We start from the raw sequence: 23,265 nt of genomic DNA, 5'->3' as shown, positions 1-23,265 counted from the left end.
TTTGCAGCCGCATGGCTCTGGTTGCCCGGCCGTTTCGTATCTAGTGCAGATGTGTAGGCCGGGAAGCACTGTGGATCCTCGCTGCAGAAGGGTCTACCACCGGGTCCCCCAGTTGGCGTCTATCTGTGACGCCCTAGAAGGCGGGTGCGATGGCATGTGATCGAGCCCGCTGACGTAGTCCAGACCGTGCGTTTTACGCGGACATCGTGAACTCTTGCATCCTCCACTGCCGCTATCTGCCGTGGGTCGTCGGGCGATGCGGGGTTGTCCACAAGGTTTTTGACGTGGAGTGCCAACGTCCCAATGATTAGACTTGGCTTCCATGAGGTGGCCGGGCACGGTCGTTAACCAGATATCGTTTGGATTTTTTACGAAATCGACCATGGCTCTACTGGCATCTTGCTTTTAATCATCTCCTTGAAGAGATTCAATTATTATTCACTATGCAGAATGAAGAATGTAGACGCACAACCTGCAGTGACCAAATAGACCCGCCATCCAGTGCCAAGGCTCCCTTTGCATTTGTGCATATACCGAAATGCTCGGGAACGGCATTTGAAAATTACATGATTTCCCAGGGAGGAGGCTTTGCATCTTCTAGGGCATTTACTGGTGTTGGTGTGGATGGTGAGTCAGAATCGCTTGAGGCGTATTTCAAGAAAGAAGCATTATCGTCATTTGTCTTCGGGCATTTTCATTATCAAAATTTACTACGCTTTTGCCCCAATGCGTTTACGGCTACCTTTGTCCGTGATCCGGTGAACCGGACAATTTCGCAGTACAAATCATGGCACGACGAGAACAACTTTCATCCTGACGATCCACATTATAAAGTGGCGACATCCTCAGAGCGCGACGCACTGATTTTTGCGCAGCAGGCATCTTTGGAAGAATTTGTGTGTTCTGGTAATCCAATAATCTTTGATGGGGCGTTGGGCAATCAACAAACAATTTGTCTCTCCACGTACTTGGGAGGGGATATGGAGGAGCACCTGAAAAGTGCAAAGGAAAATCTAAATACATTTGATTTTTTTGGGATTACTGAGAATTTTATGGAATCATTGGAGCTCTTGCGATTGATGGTTCCGGATTTTTTGGATTATGGAATTGCCAGAGAAAAGGAAAACAGATCTCGCATTGTTGTTGATGAGGTGACTCAACACGTGAGAGGTATAATTGCGGAGCAGGTCAAATACGATCAGCAGCTTTATGAATATGCTTGCCAACTCTTCAAGGAGCGTCTCCAAGAGTGGCGTTCTGGCTCCATGCCCGTCTATGCGTACAAGTGGTTCGCTGGGGAAAATACTGGTGATCGTCCTCAGGGAAGCAGGTCTTCGAAGCAGCAGCCCTCCCAGGAGGAATATCAGGCCTTGCGGTTGAGCCTCTCAAGACTGGAAATCGAAAACAAGAGAATACAGAGCGAAAGCGAGCAATTGCGCGAGCAGCTACAGCAAATCGAAATCATGCATTTGCAGGCGTCCGAGGCGAATCAAAAAGCTTTGGAGGTGCAGCAGGCACGCTCCATGGAGGCCGAGGCTGTCAATGGCATGGTTCGAGCGCAACTTGCACATCTGGAAGCAAGTCATATCCAGCTTCGCCAGGTTTACTCGCATATCGTCGAATCACGATCGTGGCGTTTGATGCAAGCGCTGCAGTCTGTCTTAGCGAGATTTCATATCAAGTAATTCCTGCCTTGGCTTGGTTTGAATAAGTGTTTTGATACGCATGGCAAGCATTGATGTGCGCCTATGTCGTTGTGTTTTTTCGCGCTAAGGGGGCTGGTGCAGGTACCACTCTGCGGTCTCGGTTTTGGCGGGGCTTGGCAGTTTATGGAAGAGAACTGAATGATGGGTTGCAACCACACACTACCGGCCAAACGGCGTGGTTTGGCGGGGGGGCGGATGGCAGAGCAGAGGAGACTCTTGTGAGCCACATCAGTGGCGCTGTACAACGCGACAGGATTTGTGGCCCGTCTGGCTCAAGCCTGCTCAGTAGAGCTTAGCTAGTGACGATGCTCTTGCTGCATTCGTGAATTTGCGTTAAATTTTTTAATTGAAGCCTATGGACTGGAAATCCCGCGTGCTGGAGAGGGTGTCTCGAGGGGCCGCTAATTGATTTAGTGATCCTCAATCACTATGAGAACTAAAAAGATGTTCAATAAAATGAGATGGCAGTCCACAAGATCGGTAACCCTTGCAGTGTTGACGCTCTTTCTGGCGGCAGCTCAAGCCCAGCAGATTCTGCAACTCACACCGGGAGAGCCGCCGACGGAGAAGCTTGCGCTCACCGCAATGGATACCAAGCCTGGCGAAGCGTTGCTCATTGAAAATCTAAAAATTAACGATGAAGTTCCTTCGGTAGTGAATCTCAGGCTTCGGCGTTCAGAAGTCATCAGCGGTGAAACACAATTTATTGTTGTCGATGAAAAGGGATCTCGTGCCTTTCCATTGGCTACCAGCGCACATTTTGTGGGCACGCTCGAAGGCAATCCCGATAGTTATGCTTTTGTAACGGTATCCCCCAAGGGAGAAATTCGCACCATCATTCACCGCGGGAAGGAAACGGTTGTCAATGAACTGCTTCCTGTTCGCGGCAACGGTGCGGGTGCTGCTGTTTCACGCTTGGTGAATCATCAGAAGGATTTTGTCAATCGAGAGTTTTCTTGCGGTGTAAGTCCAGATTTTCTTCAATCCGACCCGAGCCAGAAGAAGCTCGGGATTGAAAATTTGCTCAAAACTGGCAGGGAAAATTCTCAAAAAATTTTGGGTGAAGAGAAAGCAGGCAGCCCTCGGCGTGCGGATATCATCATTGATAGCGACTACGAGTTTTATCAAAATTTTGGCTCTGAATCTGCTGCATTCACATATGTGACCAATCTGCTTACCTATGTGGGTAGTCGGTACCAAGCAGAAATATCCACCCGTTTCAATCTCAAGCAAATAGTAATTCGCACAACATCTGCCGATCCTTGGACCCAGACAGCCACTGGCGCGATGCTCAACGAGTTGCAAGCCTTCTGGAATGCCGGGGCAAATGCCTCTGTTTCGCGGCACCATGTTCATTTACTTAGCGGGAAAAATTCTGGGGGTGGGATAGCTTATGTGGGTAGCCTCTCCAACCAAAGTACGGCTTATGGCGTTAGTGCAAATATCGAGGGAGATTTCAATCCGTCGAACCCGCAGGTCATCTGGGATTCGGTCGTAGTTGCCCACGAGATTGGACATGCATTTGGTAGTTCACATACGCATGACTACGACAATCCCTATATTGCTCCGTCACCTAATACCGGTGGTGCAATCGATTGCTGCTATTCGGGAAATGCTACTGGGCAGTGCGGAATTGCCCTTGGGGGCGCCGGACGGTTGGGCTTTTTGCCTGGCGCATCCTCAACCACTGGAGGGGGCGCAGGTCAGGGAAACGGGACCATCATGAGTTACTGCCATCTGCTCAATGGGGGGATGAGCAACATCACATGGACTTTTGGAACCAATCACGTCTATGGGGTAAATGCTGGCCGTGTTCCAACTGTGATGTCGGATCAAGCGCAATCAAAGCTGCCGCTGGATGCTTCAGGTACCTTCGATCTGAGCGTTAGCAAAACGGGAACAGGCACGGTAACCAGCTCTCCGGCAGGTATTAATTGTGGTGTGGACTGCAACGAAAGTTACGCTGCGGGCACTATTGTCACGTTATCTGCATCCGTTGGAACGGGGTACACATTTTCCGGATGGGGAGGTGCTTGCTCGGGTACCGGTGTGTGTACTGTCACGATGAGTGTGGCGCGGAATGTGACGGCCACATTCATTCCAACTCCCCAAGGCGTACTGTCTGTCGCGAAAATCGGGACTGGGACTGGCACCGTAAGTCGTGCAGGAGGATTGCTCAACTGCGGTAGTACTTGTACAGAGTCACTTGCTCCTGGCACCATTGCGACGCTGACGGCGAGCCCCGCTGCAGGAAGCTCATTTGTCGGCTGGAGTGGTGGGAGCTGCAGTGGAACAGGTGCTTGCTCATTCACCGTAAATGCAAACACCACTGTGACTGCAAACTTCAATTCCAGCAGCGGAGGCGGGCGTGCAACAACCCCATTGTTGGAGACGAATCTGACGGGCACTGCGGGCTCGGTTCAGTACCGCAGTGTTGTGGTTCCTTCCGGCGCAAAAAATCTTGTCATCCAGATCAGCGGGGGTATTGGAGATGTGGACCTCTATGTCAAATTTGGCCAAGTGCCAACTACCGCTTCATATGACTGCAGGCCTTTTGCGGTGGGAAACGAGGAGACCTGCACCTTCCCCACCCCGACCGCAGGAACCTACCATGTCATGCTGCGTGGTGATAGTCAATACAGTGGGGTTACCTTGGCCGCGACCTACCATAAGAGACTGATAAATATGGCGCCGATACTGCAACTTCTTTTAGACTGAGGGGTTTATATGAAAATTTTCAAGAAAATCGCTATTGCCACCGGCGTGGCAATGATTGCATGCAGTGCGCAGGCAGGATCTTCGTCTGGTAAGGTAACCACGCTGATTATAAATTCCAGCAATTTCCTGTTTTTCACGGCAGGCGTTAAAACTGGCTCACCATCATGTGGTAACAATAACCAATGGGCTATCAATCTCGCCACAGCCCAAGGGAAAACTATCTATGCCTTGTTGTTGTCTGCCCAGGCGCAAGACAGGACGGTATCCGTTTTTGGCAACAATGCCTGTAACAACTGGGGTGATCGTGAAGATGTTCTGTATGCCACTTCTGATTGAGTGCCTGTTCGGTTAAAAAAGGAAAAACCTGAGTTTTCAGTAGGCCGATCAACATCGGCCTGAAGTGTGCTAGCTCCGTCTTACCCAACTGGCGCGTAGATCCTGGAACCTGTCTTTGACAGCGACTTGTTTTTCGATGGTTGAGCGGGCATGCCCTGGCCTGACTTCTTGGTGGGCAGAGAGACCTTGGAGCTGCGGGGATTCCTTGGCACTGCGGGGTTTTAGGGGGGTGCATGGGCCAGCGTCGTGAGCCCAGCTTGGGCGGACGGGCAGGCTCATACATTGATGCATGCTGCGGGTTCCGAGGGAGCCACAGCGCTGCAACAGTGGGCTGTGCACTGACTCGATCTATGGCAACACCCATGAACGCATGGCTGAGCAGTTACAGACCATGGGGGTTTCAGCCAACTTCTTCGCCAGTGGGGCCTAGCGGACAATTTCCGTTAAATCATTATGTGCCCCACCCTGTTCAGCACCGGAGAAGGAAACCCGATGTAACCCTGGCTGGCGCGTATATGAGCAAAGATACAATGCGTTAAAGAAGTGCCGGAGAGCTACACCGGCGCCTTGGTCTCTTATACGCGCCTTTCGCAAGGTCCGCCTTCACGACGCACCCCTTTTTTGACTTGTTCAGTTTCCAAGCGGGCTGGGCCGCGGCGAACACTGACGCTTTCCTTCTTATCCCCTTTTCATGAAGCACACACTGGTTCCTGTCGTCTTGTGTGGAGGTTCTGGCACCCGGCTGTGGCCTTTGTCGCGTGAAGCCTACCCAAAGCAGTTTCTTGCGTTTGACGGTGAATTCACAATGCTTCAAGACACCGTTCTGCGCTTGCATGGCTTGGCGGAATGCGTGTCGTTGGCGCCGCCTGTGCTCGTCTGTAATGTCGAGCATCGTTTTCTTGCAGCCAGCCAACTGGTGGCTGCGCAAGTGGATGACGCACGCATCGTGCTGGAACCATTTGGCCGAAATACAGCACCAGCGCTCACTCTTGCTGCGTTACAGGCGGGCTCCGACGGGGCTGACCCCATACTTTTGGCCATGCCGGCGGACCACGTGTTCACTGATCGGGCCGCCTTGCATGTGGCAATCCTGCAAGCCATGGAGGTGGCTGTACAAGGTGCCATGGTCACTTTTGGCATTGTGGCGGACCGGCCTGAAACAGGGTATGGGTACATTCAGCGCGGCGCCGAATATCAGCAGGGTTCCTATCGGGTCGCCAACTTTGCAGAAAAGCCTGACGGGGATACCGCTCAGCGGTACGTCGACTCTGGGGAATACTTGTGGAACAGTGGGCTGTTCATGGTGCGCGCGAGTGTTTGGCTAAAAGCGTTGGACGCATGCAAACCTGAAATCCTGCAGGCCTGCACCCGTGCGATGGCCGACGCCCAGTGCGATCTGGATTTTGTACGGCCTGATGTGGCGGCGTTCTCAGCCTGTCCGTCAGACTCCATTGACTATGCGGTGATGGAGCACCTGCCTAAGCGTCCTGATCTAGGAATCCCTGCATGTGTCGTGCCGTTGCAGGCTGGATGGTCTGATCTGGGGGCCTGGGATGCGTTGTGGCAAGTCCTTGGGCACGATGCCAATGACAACGCCATTGTGGGGGATGCTGTGTTAACCGATTCGACGGGCTCGCTAGTGATGGCGCGCAGTCGACTGGTTGCAGGTGTCGGCCTGAGGAATATCGTGGTGATTGAGACACCCGATGCGGTTCTTGTTGCCGACAAATCGCAAACTCAGAGCGTCAAGCACATCGTGGCGCATCTCAAGGCGCAAAAGCGCGCCTTGGCGGATACACACCGGAAGGTGCACCGGCCATGGGGCTGGTACGACAGCATTGACAGCGGGGAGCGCTTCCAGGTCAAGCGCATCGTGGTGAACCCCGGCGCGAGTCTTAGCTTGCAAATGCATCACCACCGTGCCGAACACTGGGTGGTTGTCAAAGGAACGGCCCAAGTCACCAACGGCGAGAAGGTTTTCCTGTTGGGTGAGAACGAATCGACTTATATCCCCGTGGGCCACATTCACCGACTTTCCAACCCCGGGAAGGTACCGTTGGAGATCATTGAGGTCCAGTCGGGAAGTTATCTGGGGGAGGACGATATCGTGAGATATGACGATAGCTATGGGCGAATGTCCTCTTAACTTAATAAATCAGTATCCAGGAGAGTGAATTGAAGAAAAAGATAGCGCTTATAACAGGCATTACCGGGCAGGATGGAGCATATTTGGCCGAATTGCTGCTTAGTAAGGGGTATTCAGTTCACGGCATTCGTCGGCGGGCTTCGCTATTTAATACAGATCGCATTGACCATTTGTATCACGACCCACATAGCGAAGGGCTGGATTTGACACTCCATTATGGGGATTTGACAGATTCGTCCAGTCTTATTCGCATTGTTCAGCAGGTTCAGCCGGACGAAATCTACAACCTTGCAGCCCAAAGCCATGTGGCAGTTTCGTTCGAAGAGCCTGAGTACACCGCCAATTCTGATGCATTGGGAACGTTGCGCCTGTTGGAAGCCGTACGTATTGCAGGCTTGGAGAAAAAGTCCCGTTTTTACCAAGCATCTACCTCTGAGCTCTATGGCCTAGTGCAGGAAGTGCCTCAAAAGGAAACCACCCCGTTTTACCCACGGTCTCCGTATGCAGTGGCAAAGATGTACGCCTACTGGATCACAGTGAACTACCGCGAAGCGTATGGCATGTATGCGTGCAATGGTATTTTGTTCAACCACGAATCTCCATTGCGAGGCGAGACTTTCGTGACCCGCAAGATCACCCGCGCACTTGCGAGAATCAAGCTGGGATTGCAGGAGTGCCTGTACCTTGGAAACATGAATGCCCTGCGCGATTGGGGCCATGCACGTGACTATGTCGAAATGCAATGGCTTATGCTGCAGCAGGAAACAGCAGAAGATTTCGTGATCGCAACCGGAGAACAGCACTCAGTGCGTGAATTTGTGGATCTCGCAGCGAAAGAAATCGACATTCATATCCAATGGCAGGGCAAGGGTGTCGAGGAAAAAGGCTACGACTCGGCAACCGGTAAGTGTATTGTGGCGGTTGATCCCAGGTATTTCCGCCCCTCAGAGGTCGAAACCCTGCTTGGGGATCCTAGCAAGGCAAAGCAAAAGCTTGGGTGGGTGCCAATCACCACTTTTTCAGAGCTGGTGTCTGAAATGATGCGGGAAGACCTCAAGGAGGCGCAACGCGACGAGTTGGTCAAACAGAATGGTTTCAAATACTTCAACCATCACGAATGATCGGCCAGGCATGATTCCTGTATATCAACCCTACTTCAACGGTCGCGAAAAAGAATACGTCAATCAATGCCTGGATTCCACTTGGATTTCGTCCAAAGGAGAGTTCATCGGCAGATTTGAGTCGGCCTTTGCAAAATATGTGGGCGCGCCAGGGGGGGCAACCAGTGTTTGCAATGGCACTGTGGCCATTCATCTGGCCTTGGCCGCGTTGGGAATTGGTCCAGGTGACGAAGTGATTGTGCCAACCTTCACCTACATTGCTTCGGTCAACACCATCATCCAGACGGGCGCGACACCCGTGTTTGTGGATTCACTACAAGCCACCTGGCAGGTTGACCCCGAAGATATTCGGCGAAAAATTACACCGCACACTAAAGCGGTGATGGCGGTTCACTTGTATGGGCAATCCTGTGATATGGATCCCATTCTTCAAATTTGCGAAGAAAACAATCTATTCCTAGTCGAAGACTGTGCCGAAGCCTTCGGAAGCTATTACAAGGGACGTCATGTGGGTTCCTTTGGTGACGTCGCCACTTTCAGCTTCTTTGGCAATAAAACCATTACTACTGGCGAAGGAGGAATGGTAGTTACCAAGGATGCTGCTGTATTGGCGAAGGCATTTCACTTGAAGAATCAAGGTGTATCGTCAAGCCGGGAGTACTGGCACGACATCGTTGCCTATAACTACCGAATGACCAACATCTGTGCCGCCATTGGCTTGGCGCAACTGGAGCAAGCAGACGTCATTCTTGAAAAAAAGCGCCAAATCGCACTTTGGTACGCAGAAGCGCTGCAAGGACTACCGCTGGACGTGCATCGAGAAGAGCCCGGCACTACACACTCTTTCTGGATGTGCTCCATTCTTGTGAACAATGCCAGCCATCGAGATGGGCTGCGCCAGCACCTGCGGGAGCACGGCGTTGAGACCCGGCCCGTGTTCTATCCTGCGCACACCATGCCCCATTGTCTGACAAAGGGGGTGTTTCCTGTCGCTGAATATTTAGGCGCACGTGGGGTCAATTTGCCAAGTTATCCCGCACTGACGCAAGGTGAAATCCAGCGGATTGCTCAGTACATTCAGTCCTTTTTTGGGGCTGTTGTGCAATGAAGTACGCCTTGGTCGCAACTACAGGCTATTTATTGCTTGTGGATCTCCAGTCTAGAAAGGTGCTGCCTCTCGAGAGTCATCGTACCGAATATTATGGAATATCCTGGTTTGCGGGAGAGGATGAATTGGTTCTCTCCCACTCCGGGGTGAATAATTCTGAGCTTGTCGACATTTCATCTTATGCTCAATCTGAGCAAGGTTGGCTGTCAAAAGGCGCTAAAAATAGTGGGAAATTTTTATCTCAGCCTCACCAGATATTTTGCGCACCCGATGGGCGTGTCATATGTACGAACACAGGTAGAAATGTCATTTCAATAATCGATTTGAATCGACCCAAGGTTTTTCAGGAGGCGGGAGTCAGCAGCGCCAGATGGGATCGATTGGCACTGGATAGGATTACTGGAGATCATCTGAATTCCGTTTTTCTTCATTCTGGAAAATTGTTTGTTGTGGCCCATGGCCACAGTAAAGGTTCGAAGCTCGCCGTTTTTTCGTATCCTGATCTGGAAGTGTTGTCCATAACTCCTTTGGGTGAAAGAACGGGGCTTCACAATATTTGGATTACTTCTGAAGGCCAACGATTAAGTTGCCACTCAGAAATAGGTGGCTTGATAGATATTGATTCAAAAGAACCTCTGTGGGAGTCTGGCTCGCCGGTGTATACACGCGGACTGGCTGCGACTAGAGATTACGTTGTTGTAGGCGAGAGTCAGAAAGTGGGGCGAGACTTACGCCGCGATTCTTTGAGTGCATTGTGGATATTGGATAGAAAAAAGTGGCAGGCAATTGATTATTTTTGCCTAGGGTCTTTTGGGGCTGTGAATGAAGTGAGATTGTTGGATGTCCCTGACGAAGCACATCATGGGGTGCCGCTGAATAATCTTCAGAAATTTCTGGAGAAAAGCATGGCTGGAGACGGAGTTCAAGAGCGGCTCCCGAAGCCTGTAGAAAAAAGATGGCAACCTATCCACATGCAGGGGGATATAACCCAGAACAGGCTCCAGGCTGCACGCGCTGCAGTGGAAGGGAGGATTGCATGGTCCTCGTACCAGTTGGTCCTTGGTTCGCCAGAAACGTTAAATGATGGTAGCAAGCGAGCATCTGCCGGCCTGTGTTTGGCTCTGAAGCATGCTACAGGCAATCAATCGATGGAGCGCTTTACCTATGCGCTGGAAGCAGGACAGGAGTCGCATGTCTCTGCTGTGCTTGGGTATACGGGTAAAGGGGGGGATACCCATATGGCTGCATTACTCGTTCAGAGCTCGGGTAAGGAGGGGGTATTGTCTGTATGGCGCCATCATGGAGAAACGTGGAAACAGTTGTCAGAAGTTGCCGCTGTGTTCGGGCTTCCAATAAAAGGAGATTGCCAGCTGTCCGTTACCTCTTCAACGGCTATTTTGTTGATAGGAGGTGTGGAGGTAGTGCACCTGGATGCGTCAGTACTAGGGCTGGACTGCTGCAATAAGGGGCTCGGTATCCGATGGATAGGTGCAACGGTCAAACCACTGGACTAGCTTGATGAATCGATATTGGAAGGGGATATGGCAATCCCGCTATTTTTGGATCCACCTCGCCCTTGCTGACCTGCGTTCGCGTTGGCGGCGTTCCTTTTTTGGAGCCTTGTGGTCTATTATTCAACCACTGGGTATGACCGCATTGTTGGCGGTGGTGTTTAGTCAGATGTTTAAATCGGACATCACAACCTACGCCCCTTATATTCTCTCTGGCTTGATTGTGTGGGAGTTTGTGGTTGCCAACGTTACTGGCGGTGCCCTGTCTTTCGTCCAAGCAGATGCGTATATCAAACAGTGCAAACACCCACTGGCCATCTATACCCTCCGAACCGTCTTGGGAAGTCTGGCCGTGTTGATGCTGGCGAGCCTTGCATTGTTTGGATGGTCTCTTGTGGTGCTCCCACAGAACTTTGGCTGGAGCTGGCTGGCAGTATTCACCATTTTCCCGATTCTCGGAATAATCGCTTGGCCATTGGCAACAACCTTGGCGTATGTAGGAGTGCGTTTCCGTGACGTGCCACATGCCATGGGGCTGCTGATGCAGGCTTTGTGGTTTGTGTCACCGGTTTACTTTGAGGCAAAAATGTTCAAGCAAGGAGGTATGGACTTCTTGGTTGATTTCAATCCCATTTACCATGTTCTTCAACTGGTCAGGGCACCGCTCTTGAATGGGGCGTGGCCCACAGTCGAAAATTATGCTTATTCTCTAGCCCTAGCGCTGATTTTTGCATTTTTCGCGTGGTTGGTAGGCCGTAAGGCTGAGAGTAAGGTGATCTTCTATCTATGAGCCAACCCCACATTAGCCTCCAGACAGTAAATCTTCACTATGCATCGGTTGCATTCAAAGAGCGTTCCTTGAAGTCTCTTGTTGCAAGGCCCTTTGGCAAGCGCAATGCAGATGAAGTCAAAGATGTTCATGCACTTAAGAATATTAACCTTGAAATCACGGGAGGGGAGCGGGTGGGCCTCCTCGGACATAATGGTGCTGGGAAGAGTACTTTTCTCAAAACTGTGGCAGGCTTGTATCCTGTATCCAGTGGCAAGGTTGAAGTACGTGGCCAAGTCCGTTCGCTATTCGACTTGAGTTTAGGGTTTGAACCGGATGCAACTGGCCGAGAAAATATTCTCTATCGCGGCCTTCTTTTGGGGTTGACGCCAAAATTCATGCGTGAAAAGCAGGTGGAGATTGTCGAATTTGCCGATTTGCGTGAATTTATTGATTATCCTATTAAAACCTATTCTGCGGGAATGCAGGTTAGGCTAGCATTTGCCATATCAACAGCGGTGGGGGGGGATATTCTACTGCTTGATGAAGTGATTGGGGCGGGGGATGCCAATTTTATGGTTAAGGCCCGGCTGCGTATAGCCCAATTGATTGAGCGGGCGGAGATTCTTGTTTTGGCTTCTCATGACTTTTCTGCTTTGAAGAGTCTATGCCAGCGGGGGGTTGTTTTTCATCGTGGAGAAGTGGTGTTTGATGGCGCAGTGGATGATGCCATTAGTGAATACAAGAAGATAAATAAAATACTATGAGTTCGCGATCCCCTTTGCGTGTGATGTGGTTGTTGAACCATACGTCGGCACGAAAATTTGAGATATCGATGCTCAAGCGCATTGGTGTGGAGCAGATATTCTTGCCTAAGTCTTACCCAGATGATCCAAGATTTAGAAGCGCAAGCGTTGATTATTCTGAAGATGATCTTTTGGAAATACCAAAAGATGATTTGGAAATTCTAAATAAAACGGATTGGTACGCAGGCGGAGACGAAAATTCTTGGCGTTTGGCGAACAAGTACTTCGATGTTGTTTTTATAATATTCTATTCGCTGGATATTTTTCAATCTGTATCTAAGCATTTTTACGGTGCTGTTGTTTGGAGGGTTTTTGGAACTCAGCAACCTATGACCTACGGTAAGATAATTGCTTACTATGGGGGAGAGCGTGTGCTAAAGCGCTTGGGAAAGCGGTTCTATTTTGGTGAAGCTTATTCACACCTTGCCGATCAGGAACCGAGTCATCTTCGTGATCGGCGCTGCTACTTGCCCTTGGGTATGTTGGATATCGGCTTTGAGAATGCGTGGAAAGGCGAGTGTAAGAAAATACTATTTGTTTGCCCTGATATTGCATTCAATGATTATTACAAAAAAACATATGAATCTTTTTGCAAAGATTTTGGGGATTTCCCGTACATGGTCTCGGGAGCTCAGCCCGTCGCGATTGCTGATCCCCATGTCCTGGGCTTTGTGAGTGGGTCGGAGCATCATCGAAATATGGTGCAAGCGCGGGTGATGTTTTATCAAAGTCGTGAATCACATCATATTCATTATCATCCTTTCGAGGCTGTACGCATCGGAATGCCGCTTGTGTTTATGTCTGGTGGCATGTTGGATCGGCTCGGTGGGGATAAATTGCCCGGACGTTGCTCTACGATACGTGAGGCTCGTGCGAAAATTGAGCGAATTTTGGGCGATGATTGGAAGTTCATTGAAGAAATTTGTTCTACTCAGAGGGTGCTGCTGAGTGCCATGGATCCACAGAATATGGTGCAGTTATGGCGTGAAGGCTTTCAGCGCATTGCTGCCGATCTCGAGGCATCGCGCGAAAAAATGCAGTCGCGACCAATAGCAATCTCGCGAAAACGTGTGGCGGTGATACTGCCGGTGGGATACCGTGGTGGAAGCTTGCGTGGCGCGTTGCTTTTGGCGAAAGCTCTATATCTTGGCAGTCGGCAGGCCGGAGAACCTGTTGATGTGGTTTTTTTGCATTTGGATGAATCTGCAACTTATTCAGATGCTGATTTTGACGAGTTGCCAGAGGGCGTGTTACGTAGACCATATTCGTGGAAGACCTTGACAGCCAGCCAGGCTCTCCGCGCTATGCGGTATGCTGGTTTTTCAAAGTGGGAACCCACCGCCAACCAATACATCGTGCCGAACGATGGTATTCAACAATTGCAAGATTGTGATTTATGGCTTGTGGTAAGTGACCGTCTTTCGTGTCCATTGCTGCCGCTGAAAAGCAGTGTGCTTATGGTGTTTGATTATCTTCAAAGGTATGAGCCGGTGATTTCCAAGGGGACAGACCACGCGTTTCTGATGGCCGCCCGGGCCGCAGACCGCGTGCTGGTCACCACAGATTTCACTTGGCGCGATGCGATTCAATACGCCGGTCTTGAGCCTGGAAAGGTACGCAAGGTCCCGATGCTGGCTCCAGAGTTTCCGGTGATGAAAGTCGAGCAGGTGGCAAGCCCACGGCCTAGTGAAGATTATTTTTTGTGGACCACCAATGCTGCGGCCCATAAGAATCACGTCAATGCAGCGCGTGCATTGGAAATTTATTATGGGGAATTGGGTGGTCACTTGAATTGCCGCGTAACGGGAGCCAATACGCAAGGTCTGCGATCTGGAGAGGGCTCCCATATTCAAGCGATGGCTGAAGTATTTGATCGTTCCGAGATCCTGGATAAACGCGTTCGGTGGTGTGGGGAATTGCCTGACTTGGCATATCGAGAACTTTTGCGGGGTGCATTGTTTCTGTGGCACGCAGGCCGTATAGATAATGGAACTTTCAGCGTAGTGGAAGCAGCTTGCCTTGGAGTTCCATCGCTTTCCAGTGACTACCCGGCGATGCGTGAAATGGATGCCCAGTTTTCGCTTGGTTTGTCTTGGATGGATCCTGCGTCGCCAAGAGATATGGCCATGCAACTCAAACAGATGGAGCATGAGGCGATGGCCCGGCGAGCCCGTTTGCCTACAATCCAACAGCTGTCGGTGCAAAGCGTGGAAGCCCTGGCCCCCTTTTATTGGAAAGAGGTGCGTGCGTGCCTGTGATAAAGGAATACGGGATCTATGTGGCGTATCCGCCAACCGTAGACTTGCGTGCGGAGGGGTTGGGCCGCTATCTGGCAGCGTTCTTGAAGGGCTCGGAAGGCCGAAGTGATGTACGCTTTACCATTGTGTGTCCGAGTTGGTCGCATGATTCGCTGGAGGAGTTGTTTGACAGCGAAGGCGTTCCCAAAGATCGGTTCCGTGTGGTGGGGCCTAGAGGCAAGCCTTACGTGTTGTACGCCTACGAAGCATGGAAGGCATATCAACAGCGGGACCGCAGCTCCGGCAGGCTCAAGCATATAGGCCGTGCAATAGCAGCCGGGGTGACGCAGGCGCAGACCCGCCTAGGGCGTCGAGCGGTGCAGGTGAACAGTGTGTCCACGCTGCTTCTGTTTTGCATTGAGGCGTTGCCCATGGCAGGGTTGTTCTTGCTGCTTGCGCCAATTTGGGTGCCGATAGTCCTTGTCAATCGATGGACCGCGATATTTCGAGGCAGCGTTCGGCGAGTGACTCCCAAGGTCGCCGCGAAAAAGAACCGTTTGAAAGCACTGCTTGATCAGCCTCAGGGTATAGGATTTGTGCAGCGCCTGTTTGCCGATATGGAGCAAACCGAAACCCAGCGCATGCAAAGAGTGATTGAGCGCCTGCGTGGAGTGAGCGCTTGGTACTGCCCGGCTGCATTCTGGCCCGCCTTTAATCAGATCAAGGCACCTCGCCTTATGTGTGTTCCAGACGTGGTTCTGACGGACTTTCCGGTAGGATTTTCATCTGTGAACGGTGATTACACTTTACAGGTTTTTGAAAATGTCGAAAAAGCGATTGCTGATTCTGATAATCTAGTGGCCTATAGTGGTGCCATAAAATGGGGAACATTGGTTGATAGGTATGGGGTTGATGAAGATAAGGTATCTGTAATATACCACGCACCGAATAAATTGGACCGATCGGTAACTGTTACTGGTTTTCCTGATCCAGAGAAGGCGTCAAAAAATTATTGCCGCAGTATTTTATCCCAGGCTTTTTTGAAGGGTGAGAACATTGACTACCTTGCAGGTATAAAAAATGGAGATGTTCAGTTTTTGTTCTATGCAAGTCAGTTTAGGCCCAATAAAAATATCTTAAGCCTCTTAAGGGCATATGAATATCTATTGCGAAGCCGCCACGTGTCACTCAAGTTGATATTGACGGGTAACCCACGCCACATGCCGGAGATACAGGATTTTATTGTCCAGCATCGATTGGAGGAGGAAGTTCTTTGTTTGCCCAAGCTAAGCGTTGATGAGCTTGCTGCATGCTACAAGCTTGCAACATTGGCGGTGAATCCCAGTTTGAGCGAGGGAGGGTGTCCTTTCACCTTCACCGAGGCCTTGTCGGTTGGCACACCGGTAGTTATGGCGAAAATTCCTGTAAGCCAAGAGGTGTTGACTGATCCAGTCTTGCAAGAACTTACGTTCTTTGATCCCTACGACTGGAAAGACATGGCAGAGCGAATTCAATGGGGTGTCGCGAATCGAGAGAAGTTGTTAGCGGTGCAATTGCCGACCTATGAACAGTTGGTGCAACGCACTTGGCAAGACGTGGTGAATGAGCACCTTGATATCCTGGACCGCATGGTGTCGCAGCGTGGCGCAGCCGAGGGTATATCGTGAGTCATTCGCCGGTGGTACCGACTGGGCTGTGCGTGCTAGGTTTTGGAGGGCATGCTCGCTCGGTGATGGACGTAGCAGTTGCCGTTGGGATCCAGGACTTTCTTTTTGTGGACGCGAATGCAGCGCCGGGCGAGACTTTATTGGGTTTTCCCACGCAAACCATTTTTCCCGAAACCTTGCCATCCGGATGGACCGTGTTCCCTGCCGCAGGTTCTAACGCACGTCGGCGTGAACAGGTCGAATGGACGCTTCGGGCCGGGTGGCCCCTGGCGACCCTTGTTTCCCCATCAGCGTCGATAGGTGTCGGCTCTTCGTTGGAGCCGGGGTGTTTTGTCGGCCATCACGCTCATATAGGCCCCATGGCGCGCGTCGGAGCAGGGTGCATTGTCAATACAGGGGCGGTGGTTGAACATGAAGCGGTCGTTGGCGACTTCTCTCATGTATCGGTGAAGGCCGTGATTGCTGGGCGCAGTCGGATTGGCCGCTTGGTCATGGTGGGGGCTGGAGCCACTGTTCTAGATGGACTGACTATAGTGGACGATGTCACGATTGGAGGTGGCGGGGTCGTGCATCGCTCCATTGACCAGACTGGTGTGTATGTCGGCGTGCCCGTGCGTCAAGTGTCTGTGTTGCGGACGATCTGATAGATCACACTATAAATACGGCTAGTGCCTGTCGATGCCTAGTCTGCATACCAAGGGGGAGCGGAGTGAGCGTAAGCGCGAATCCTAACAACAAAGTACTGGTGTCGCTGGTGGTGCCCGTCTATTCGGGTGCTGACTATCTGGCGGAACTGGTTGCATCGATTGCACAGCTCCGTGAAGCCTGGATATCGGACCGAGCACCATTACACTTGGAAGAGGTGATCTTCGTTAACGACGACTCCGTTGATGAATCCGCTGTTGTGCTGAGCACCCTGTCTGAGGGCCGTGCATGGATGCGGGTGCTTCATCTCTCGCGGAATTTTGGCCAACATCCAGCCACCATCGCGGGGATTTTGCATACTTGCGGTGATTGGGTGGTTACTCTGGATGAGGACCTGCAGCATCCACCTGAGTACATTCCTGCGATGCTGAAGGTTGCTGTCGCTGATCAGCTCGATATTGTCTATGCCCATGCCCTGGAAGGGGTGCATGAAAGTGCCATCCGTGATCTCGGCTCGCGTTTCATGAAGCGGGTCACAGGTGTTTTAGCAGGCGACATGAGTGTCTCAACTTTCAGCAGTTTTCGCGTAATGCGCGGTTCGATCGCCCGCTCCGCCAGTCGAGTGTGTGGCCATGAAACCTACTTTGACATTGCGCTTTCTTGGTACTCCCGCCGTGTGGGAACCTCGCTTCTTCCCATCAAAGACCGGCGCTTTATCGAAGGCAAAAAAAGTGGCTACTCGCTGAGAAAGCTGATGTCTCACGCCCGGCGACTTATTATGTCCAGTCGCGTCAAGGCCCTTCGTATCGGAGGTTACCTGGGATTGGCAGCTGTGTTTTTTGGGTTTACGTTTGCCGCGTATGTGGCAGTCAGGGAGTTTTTCCATCCTGGCGCTTTCATGGCGCGTGGGTGGAGCTCTTTGATCATCTCCAATATGGTGTTCAGTGGGATGATCCTTTTTCTGATCAGCGCTGCTCTGGAGTACCTTTCTATTCTGGTACTTCGGGCTCAAGGAAAGCCCACTTTTTTCGTCATCGACAGAAGCGATGATGTGGTAATCGCGTCTTATCTCAGAGAGCTTGCCGCTTGAGCCTCCTGAGGCAAACTTTCAGGCGCCTCTATATCGGGCCGAGCGCCCAATTGCTAGTCCTCTTTGAGGTCACGCAGGTTGGCGGCATCCGGAAGGCTCGTGGCCTCGTCACCACCGACACGCTGCGGCAGGTGAGGCGACATTTTTGCCGAAGCGCTGGCACTCCGACTCGGAGTTGGAAGCGCCGAACCTCGCACAGGTCCCGGAAGATCGAAGCCGACGGAGGTGCTGAGGGGAATTTCCTTGTTGTAGGTACTGCAAGGCCCATGGTATGGACACAGGTTTGGTGACGCGCATCATGCGAAAGCAATTCTTTCAACATTTTTCTGAAATGGTTCAGCATGTCAGCACCCGAGTTTGACGCGCACGCTGACAGTTATCGGCAGACGCTTGATCGGGCACTCGCGATCGGGGGGGGGGATAGTCTCTACTACGCTGAGCGAAAGTTTGCTTCCTTGAGGGCTTACCAGAAGGAACGCGAGCGCGCCGCACCTACTGCTGTTCTGGACTTCGGTTGCGGCACCGGTACCAATCTGCCGTTCCTGCGTGATCTTTTCTCCGACGCAGCTTTACAAGGTGTGGATGTTTCGCCTCGTAGTCTGGAGGTGGCTAGTGAGCGTCAAGTCCTTGGGTGTCGTTTGGCCATATACGATGGTGTGACTTTGCCTTTCGAAGACGCGATTTTCGATATGGTGGTGGTGTCCAACGTCCTTCACCATATCGAACCGTCTCACCGCGCATCGACCCTCAAGGAAATCGCTCGCTGCTTGAAGCCCGGCGGCCTTTTGGCAGTATTCGAGCACAATCCTTTCAATCCGGTGACGCGTAGAGTGGTGCGGGATTGCCCGTTCGATGCCGGTGTGACGCTGGTTAGGCCTCGAGAAATAAAGTCGATCTTGAGGGAGCAGGGCTATCAGATCGCTAGCCTCTGGAACATCATCTTTTTCCCCGCTGCGTTGAAGAAGTTAAACGCCGTAGAGCCTCAGATGCGGTGGCTGCCATTGGGCGCGCAATACGCGCTATTTGCTGAGTGGCCAGGAAGTTGACCATGTGTTCAAGCGCAAACCGTTGGACCAGTCATGCGGATGGGCTGCGATTGGGAGGGTGGCCGTGAGTCCGGCATTGCTGCACAGGTTTTCGCGCTTCACCTTGGTCGGGATTGCAAATGCCCTGGTCTACGCTGCAGCGACGCGGCTGTATGTGGATGTGTGGGGAGTGAATGCCGCTGTCGCTGGTGGCTTGGGCTATGCCACTGCGGTGCCCATCGCCTTTTTGGGGCATCGAGGCCTGACATTTCAAGCTCAGGGTGCGTTGTGGCCGCAGTTCGTCCGCTTTGTTGCGACGCATTTTCTGGGGTTCGTGCTGGCTGCGGCCATCCCCTGGCTGGTGTGCGACCTATTGGGTTGGCCCCTATGGGTTGGAATCGGGATAACCATTCTCATGGTTCCGGTTGCGACTTACGTGGTGATGGACAGGTGGGTATTCACCAAGTCGTGAGCGAGTGCTGGAACGCCTGCACAACACTCATTCTGCGGAGCCTGTGAATATGGCTTTAGTTGTTTGCTGACAGAAGGTTGCTAGATGTCCAGGTTTTCCTATGTTGCCGCTTGTTTCCTGTTGGCGGGGCTGGTTGTCACGGCTATTTGGCTACCCTTCGGTTTCGAAATGGGAGGCTTGATCGAAGAGTGGGGATTGTTGGGCCTCTACGCCAAGCATGGCCACTTCTACCTATCTGGCAGGGAGGGCCTTCTGCCCAGCCTGGCGATGCGACCCCTTACCTTTCTGATTCCCGGTTTGGCGAATCAACTGAGCTCGCATTCTTTCGTTCCATGGCACATGTTGTTGATACTCGCTCTTTTGCTCAAGGGGGCGATGGGGGGCTGGCTGGCATGGCGCCTGTCGCAATCTAGGACGCTGGGGGCGGCGGCGGTACTGTTGTGCATCCTTTACCCGGCGGACACGATGCATGTGTCGTTGAGGAGCCTGCACATTGTCTGGGCCATCACTTTGGCAATGTTGGGAGCGTGTGCGCTTATTGAGGCCCTGGAACGAGAGGTAGGTAGGTTCGTCCAAGGTGCGCTGGCTGTGGTCGCCGCCATATTGACTGTTGGCGGCATTGCAATGTACGAAGCAGCCTTGGCTCTGCTTCTCTTGGTACCCGGCTACTTCTTCGTTCAGCGGGGCGCTGTTGGCGTTTTGACCATCGCCCGGCGCAAATCCTGGGTATGGCTCCTCTTTAGCGTCGGTCTCGGTCTATATGGCGTGTATCTCGTTAGCGTCAGTAGCGGCAGCAGCTATCAGGGCAACTTGGTGGGAGGCGGCAGTGTTCTAGGACTGCTTGCCGTGACTTGGCCGAAGCTCTTCACTGTTGGCGCGCTGCATGCGGTTTGGGGGGGCTGGGTCGAGGCATTCCGGCTGGCGATGGACCAGCCAATGTCCAATCAGATCTATCTGGCTGTATGTACGCTGTTGCTCCTGGCTGCGGCAGTGGGCATGTGCCTGCCGGCCAGCCACCCCGTTGGAGGGCTTCGATCTGTGCAAGCCTTCAGACTGATGCTGATGGGTGGTGCCATGGCACTGGCAGGCTATTTTCCCTATTTGCTTTCATTGCCTCACCTGTCGATCAACCAGCGCACTTTTTTGGCTGCCAGCCCCGGTGCGGCACTCCTCTGGGTGGGCGTGCTGGCCTTCGTGGTCGCCCACAGTCGGAAGGTGATGTTGTTGATGTCGTTTCCAGCAGTCTTTCTTGGACTGACCTTCCAGTTGCATCAGTTCAGTCATTACCAGGACCTATCAGATATCCAACGCAGGCTGCTGGGAGAGGTCGCCAGCCAATATGGCCGGCGCGAAGGCGCTCCCCCCGTCGTAGTCCGAGACCATAGCAACAGTCTGGGTCACACATGGATGTTCCTTCCCGAGAATTTGGGCTCTGCCTTGTCGTACGTCATTGGACATCCGACGGGACCTCTGGAGATCTGTCGTCAGCCCGCTGGCGAATGGGTGCGGCGAGATGGACTAGGTCGCACTGGGCACTGTTATGTTGCCGATGGACAATGGGTTTTCGAGGCTGCGCCCCTGGCCAGTGGTCCTGGTCTTCCCGTATCCAGCGAGCCGCGCAGGGTGGTCCGGTGGCCAGTGTCTACCACCGTAACCCTAGATGTAGGCCAGGAAATGGTTCTGGATTCCAGCGGAATTTCAAACCTACCGTATGCGTCTGGCAGCAGGCAGGATCCTGCGAATCCCACCGGCCTGTACGAGGTACGGTGGCCGCTCACAGGGCTGTTATGGCAGTCGGCTCACCGTGTGCGTGACTGCTATCGCTGGGACTTTGGGGATGTATGGAGCCTAGATCTTCCGATACGTGGGAGTGGGTGGCGTGAAGCGGAGTGGGAAGTGTCCGGGTTGCGCAAGACGTCGGCCGCCTGGAAGACCGATGAGCGGGGTAGCTTGTACTTCGAACTGTTGCCCAAGGATGATAGTTATCTGCTTCGTTTTCGACTGGCTGCGATAGCTAGAGAGTCGGTACTGAAGAGCCTCGTTCTGTCGGTCAACGGTGTCCAGTTGCCAATGACCCAGCAGGGTTTAGAAGGTAGAGCCATAGTTCCCGCAGGTGTGCTCAAGCAGGGTTCGAACGTGATGGTTTTTGAGTCCGACGTAGCAACAGATTACTACGGCGTGTCAATTAAGTTGGACCGTGTGGTGGTGGCGCCCCTCGCGACAGAGACCTCTGTGGGCGCGGGCGGATGCGGAGTTCTATAACGATGGTGGATGGTGCGTCAGCCTACCCACGTCGGGCACGGTCAATTGCAAAATACCGGACGATGCGCAAGTTGTGCTGCGCATTGAGTGGTCAAGGTACTCAAGCTCGCTCCACAGGTGAGCCTGGTGCACATCGTGCGTCGCGTGCTGATGTCGTCATCCTATTGCGCTGAAACCTCGATAGTTACCCTCGCGAAGCCCGGTTTGTGAGCAGCGTCAACCATCGCCTTATATGGCGCATCTCATCACGACCCCGGTATATGGAATGCGCAGAGGGTCTTGGTCTACGTCGCACGTCACATGATTGAAGACACGCCGCGCCAATTCGCAGTATTCCATTTCGGTTCGAGTGTGGGTGCCACGATCCTTCGAGATGATGTAGCGCGCGATTTTCGATTGCCCAAGTGCGTATAGGGGATCCAGCGTCAGCAGAAAACCGCTGGGCCTCAATCGTTGCTTGGCCGTGCGAAAAAGACTCTCGGCCGTTGAGTCATCCAGATGATGGAGCAGACCGAGTGCAAGGATGATTTCGAATTCCGATTCCTGTGAGTCATAGTCAACCGTCAGCTCGTCGCACACAAATCGTGCGCTGCGCTCCCGAAATCGCTCCTGCGCGCTGGCAATATAGGCAGCGTTCCGGTCAAAGCCCACGTAGTCGACATTCGCCGGAAGGTAGGACAGAACATCCCCGGTGCCGCATCCAATGTCGAGCACGCGCACACGGTGCTTGGCATCTTTTGTGACAGTCGCCAACGCACGGCCCACCGCCTCCCGTCGCCAGGCGTTCGCGCCGACAATATTCTGAAAAATGTTATAGAGCACGGGCGTAGCCAGCAGATGTCGCAGACCAGATCTCACTTCTGACATTCACAGACCTTCATATAGTTTTGCACTACGTTGTCATTGATCCTAGCCCGCATGCTGGATCAACAGCAGACCGTCGCATGGAACTATACCTGGGCATCATTCCCAATCGGTGCAAGACAGCCGCGTGGAATTCAAACACCTAAAGTCGGGCAACGCACACAAACACTCGGGATGAGTGGTGCTACACGACCGATTTATTCAAATAGAAGCTTGTCTGCTATGTATTCGCTGTAGCACGGACGCGGTCCGAGCCTGCGCATGTGCAACGTTAGAATCATCCTCATCTCAGGCCCGTCAGTGCTCCAGTTCCATGGCGCGAGGCGAGGGGATTGGCGCGAGGGCGCCTGTGTGTAATTGGTTTTCTGTAAATACCCCAACATGGCGCCACTTCAAATCACGACCACCTTGCTGGGCATCGGCCTTGCCGCCGTCATTTTGCTGCTAGTGCGGCGCGATCACCTTTATCTTTTGCACGGTCTATTCTGGATTCTTGTGGCGGGGGCTGCAGCAGTTCTGGGAGTTTGGCCAGGGTTGATTGACCGTCTCGCTGTGGTTGTAGGTATCAGTTATCCGCCAGCTCTGCTTTTGCTGGTGGCGGTGGTGATCGTTCTCGTGAAAACGCTGCACACAGACATTGTCAATACCCGAGTGGAAAGGGATGTGCGGCGCCTCAACCAGCGGCTAGCCATTTTGGAGGCCGATAACACTGCTTTGCGAGAAAATCGTCTCGGCTAGCTTTCACGCGCATTTGTCGGTGCGTGGCTTGGGGATTACTTCTG

Annotated in this window: 18 protein-coding genes; 17 read left to right on the top strand and 1 reads right to left on the bottom strand. The window is 52.5% G+C overall.

Going from position 1 to position 23,265, the window contains the following annotated elements:
* The first annotated feature begins 443 nt into the window (after window positions 1-443).
* The 16 genes from ARADN35_RS27325 (at window position 444) to ARADN35_RS0111460 (ending at window position 21,619) form a co-directional block, all read left to right on the top strand.
* Complete coding sequence (locus tag ARADN35_RS27325) at window positions 444-1,685, top strand: sulfotransferase family 2 domain-containing protein (protein WP_081474614.1); 1,242 nt, start codon at window positions 444-446, stop codon at window positions 1,683-1,685.
* 513 nt (window positions 1,686-2,198) lie between these two features.
* Complete coding sequence (locus ARADN35_RS27320; protein ID WP_159103192.1) at window positions 2,199-4,424, top strand: M12 family metallo-peptidase; 2,226 nt, start codon at window positions 2,199-2,201, stop codon at window positions 4,422-4,424.
* A gap of 9 nt (window positions 4,425-4,433) precedes the next feature.
* Window positions 4,434-4,760 (top strand): hypothetical protein, encoded by a 327-nt coding sequence (locus tag ARADN35_RS27920; RefSeq protein ID WP_139019190.1) that lies wholly within the window; start codon window positions 4,434-4,436, stop codon window positions 4,758-4,760.
* Window positions 4,761-5,451: 691 nt separating this feature from the next.
* Window positions 5,452-6,906: a mannose-1-phosphate guanylyltransferase/mannose-6-phosphate isomerase gene (locus ARADN35_RS0111525; protein ID WP_081474612.1), complete on the top strand. Its 1,455-nt coding sequence runs from the start codon at window positions 5,452-5,454 to the stop codon at window positions 6,904-6,906.
* A 29-nt stretch (window positions 6,907-6,935) separates the two neighbouring features.
* Complete coding sequence (gene gmd, locus ARADN35_RS0111520) at window positions 6,936-8,027, top strand: GDP-mannose 4,6-dehydratase (protein ID WP_010462223.1); 1,092 nt, start codon at window positions 6,936-6,938, stop codon at window positions 8,025-8,027.
* Between the two features lie 10 nt (window positions 8,028-8,037).
* A complete protein-coding gene (locus tag ARADN35_RS0111515) occupies window positions 8,038-9,135 on the top strand; it encodes a DegT/DnrJ/EryC1/StrS family aminotransferase (RefSeq protein ID WP_010462221.1) in 1,098 nt (365 codons plus the stop codon).
* On the top strand, window positions 9,132-10,649 hold the full coding sequence (locus ARADN35_RS27915; RefSeq protein WP_139019189.1) for a vWA domain-containing protein: 1,518 nt from the start codon (window positions 9,132-9,134) through the stop codon (window positions 10,647-10,649). Before ARADN35_RS0111515 ends, ARADN35_RS27915 begins: the two co-directional genes overlap by 4 nt.
* 4 nt (window positions 10,650-10,653) lie before the next feature.
* Window positions 10,654-11,436, top strand: coding sequence for an ABC transporter permease (locus ARADN35_RS0111510; protein ID WP_029413917.1), 783 nt, complete (start codon window positions 10,654-10,656; stop codon window positions 11,434-11,436).
* Between the two features lie 68 nt (window positions 11,437-11,504).
* Entirely contained in the window at window positions 11,505-12,182 is a 678-nt protein-coding gene (locus ARADN35_RS0111505) for an ABC transporter ATP-binding protein (RefSeq protein WP_244265890.1), read from the top strand.
* A 68-nt stretch (window positions 12,183-12,250) separates the two neighbouring features.
* Window positions 12,251-14,479: a glycosyltransferase family protein gene (locus ARADN35_RS26245; protein WP_208856821.1), complete on the top strand. Its 2,229-nt coding sequence runs from the start codon at window positions 12,251-12,253 to the stop codon at window positions 14,477-14,479.
* Complete coding sequence (locus ARADN35_RS26240; protein WP_208856820.1) at window positions 14,470-16,125, top strand: glycosyltransferase; 1,656 nt, start codon at window positions 14,470-14,472, stop codon at window positions 16,123-16,125. The genes ARADN35_RS26245 and ARADN35_RS26240 overlap by 10 nt, the downstream gene beginning before the upstream one ends.
* A complete protein-coding gene (locus ARADN35_RS0111485) occupies window positions 16,122-16,769 on the top strand; it encodes a NeuD/PglB/VioB family sugar acetyltransferase (RefSeq protein WP_341864658.1) in 648 nt (215 codons plus the stop codon). The genes ARADN35_RS26240 and ARADN35_RS0111485 overlap by 4 nt, the downstream gene beginning before the upstream one ends.
* 65 nt (window positions 16,770-16,834) lie before the next feature.
* On the top strand, window positions 16,835-17,860 hold the full coding sequence (locus ARADN35_RS27315) for a glycosyltransferase (protein ID WP_159103191.1): 1,026 nt from the start codon (window positions 16,835-16,837) through the stop codon (window positions 17,858-17,860).
* A 341-nt stretch (window positions 17,861-18,201) separates the two neighbouring features.
* Complete coding sequence (locus tag ARADN35_RS26235) at window positions 18,202-18,906, top strand: class I SAM-dependent methyltransferase (RefSeq protein ID WP_010462207.1); 705 nt, start codon at window positions 18,202-18,204, stop codon at window positions 18,904-18,906.
* A 64-nt stretch (window positions 18,907-18,970) separates the two neighbouring features.
* The gene (locus tag ARADN35_RS0111465) at window positions 18,971-19,357 is read left to right on the top strand and encodes a GtrA family protein (protein WP_159103190.1); all 387 of its coding nucleotides are present in this window, start codon (window positions 18,971-18,973) and stop codon (window positions 19,355-19,357) included.
* Between the two features lie 84 nt (window positions 19,358-19,441).
* On the top strand, window positions 19,442-21,619 hold the full coding sequence (locus ARADN35_RS0111460) for a hypothetical protein (RefSeq protein ID WP_010462203.1): 2,178 nt from the start codon (window positions 19,442-19,444) through the stop codon (window positions 21,617-21,619).
* Window positions 21,620-21,847: 228 nt separating this feature from the next.
* Here the strand turns inward: ARADN35_RS0111460 and ARADN35_RS0111455 are convergent, their stop codons facing one another.
* The gene (locus ARADN35_RS0111455) at window positions 21,848-22,441 is read right to left on the bottom strand and encodes a class I SAM-dependent methyltransferase (protein ID WP_050812500.1); all 594 of its coding nucleotides are present in this window, start codon (window positions 22,439-22,441) and stop codon (window positions 21,848-21,850) included.
* Between the two features lie 423 nt (window positions 22,442-22,864).
* Between ARADN35_RS0111455 and ARADN35_RS0111450 the strand changes: the two genes are divergently transcribed.
* Window positions 22,865-23,221 carry a DUF2304 domain-containing protein gene (locus tag ARADN35_RS0111450; protein ID WP_010462199.1) on the top strand — a complete coding sequence of 119 codons (357 nt, stop codon included), beginning with the start codon at window positions 22,865-22,867 and terminating at the stop codon, window positions 23,219-23,221.
* The last annotated feature ends 44 nt before the right edge of the window (window positions 23,222-23,265 follow it).

It is taken from the genome of Acidovorax radicis N35 (genome assembly GCF_000204195.1).
Taxonomy (GTDB): Bacteria; Pseudomonadota; Gammaproteobacteria; order Burkholderiales; family Burkholderiaceae_C; genus Acidovorax; species Acidovorax radicis.
The sequence above is the reverse complement of the archived record's forward strand: the minus strand, read 5'-3'. Positions and strand labels throughout refer to the sequence as shown.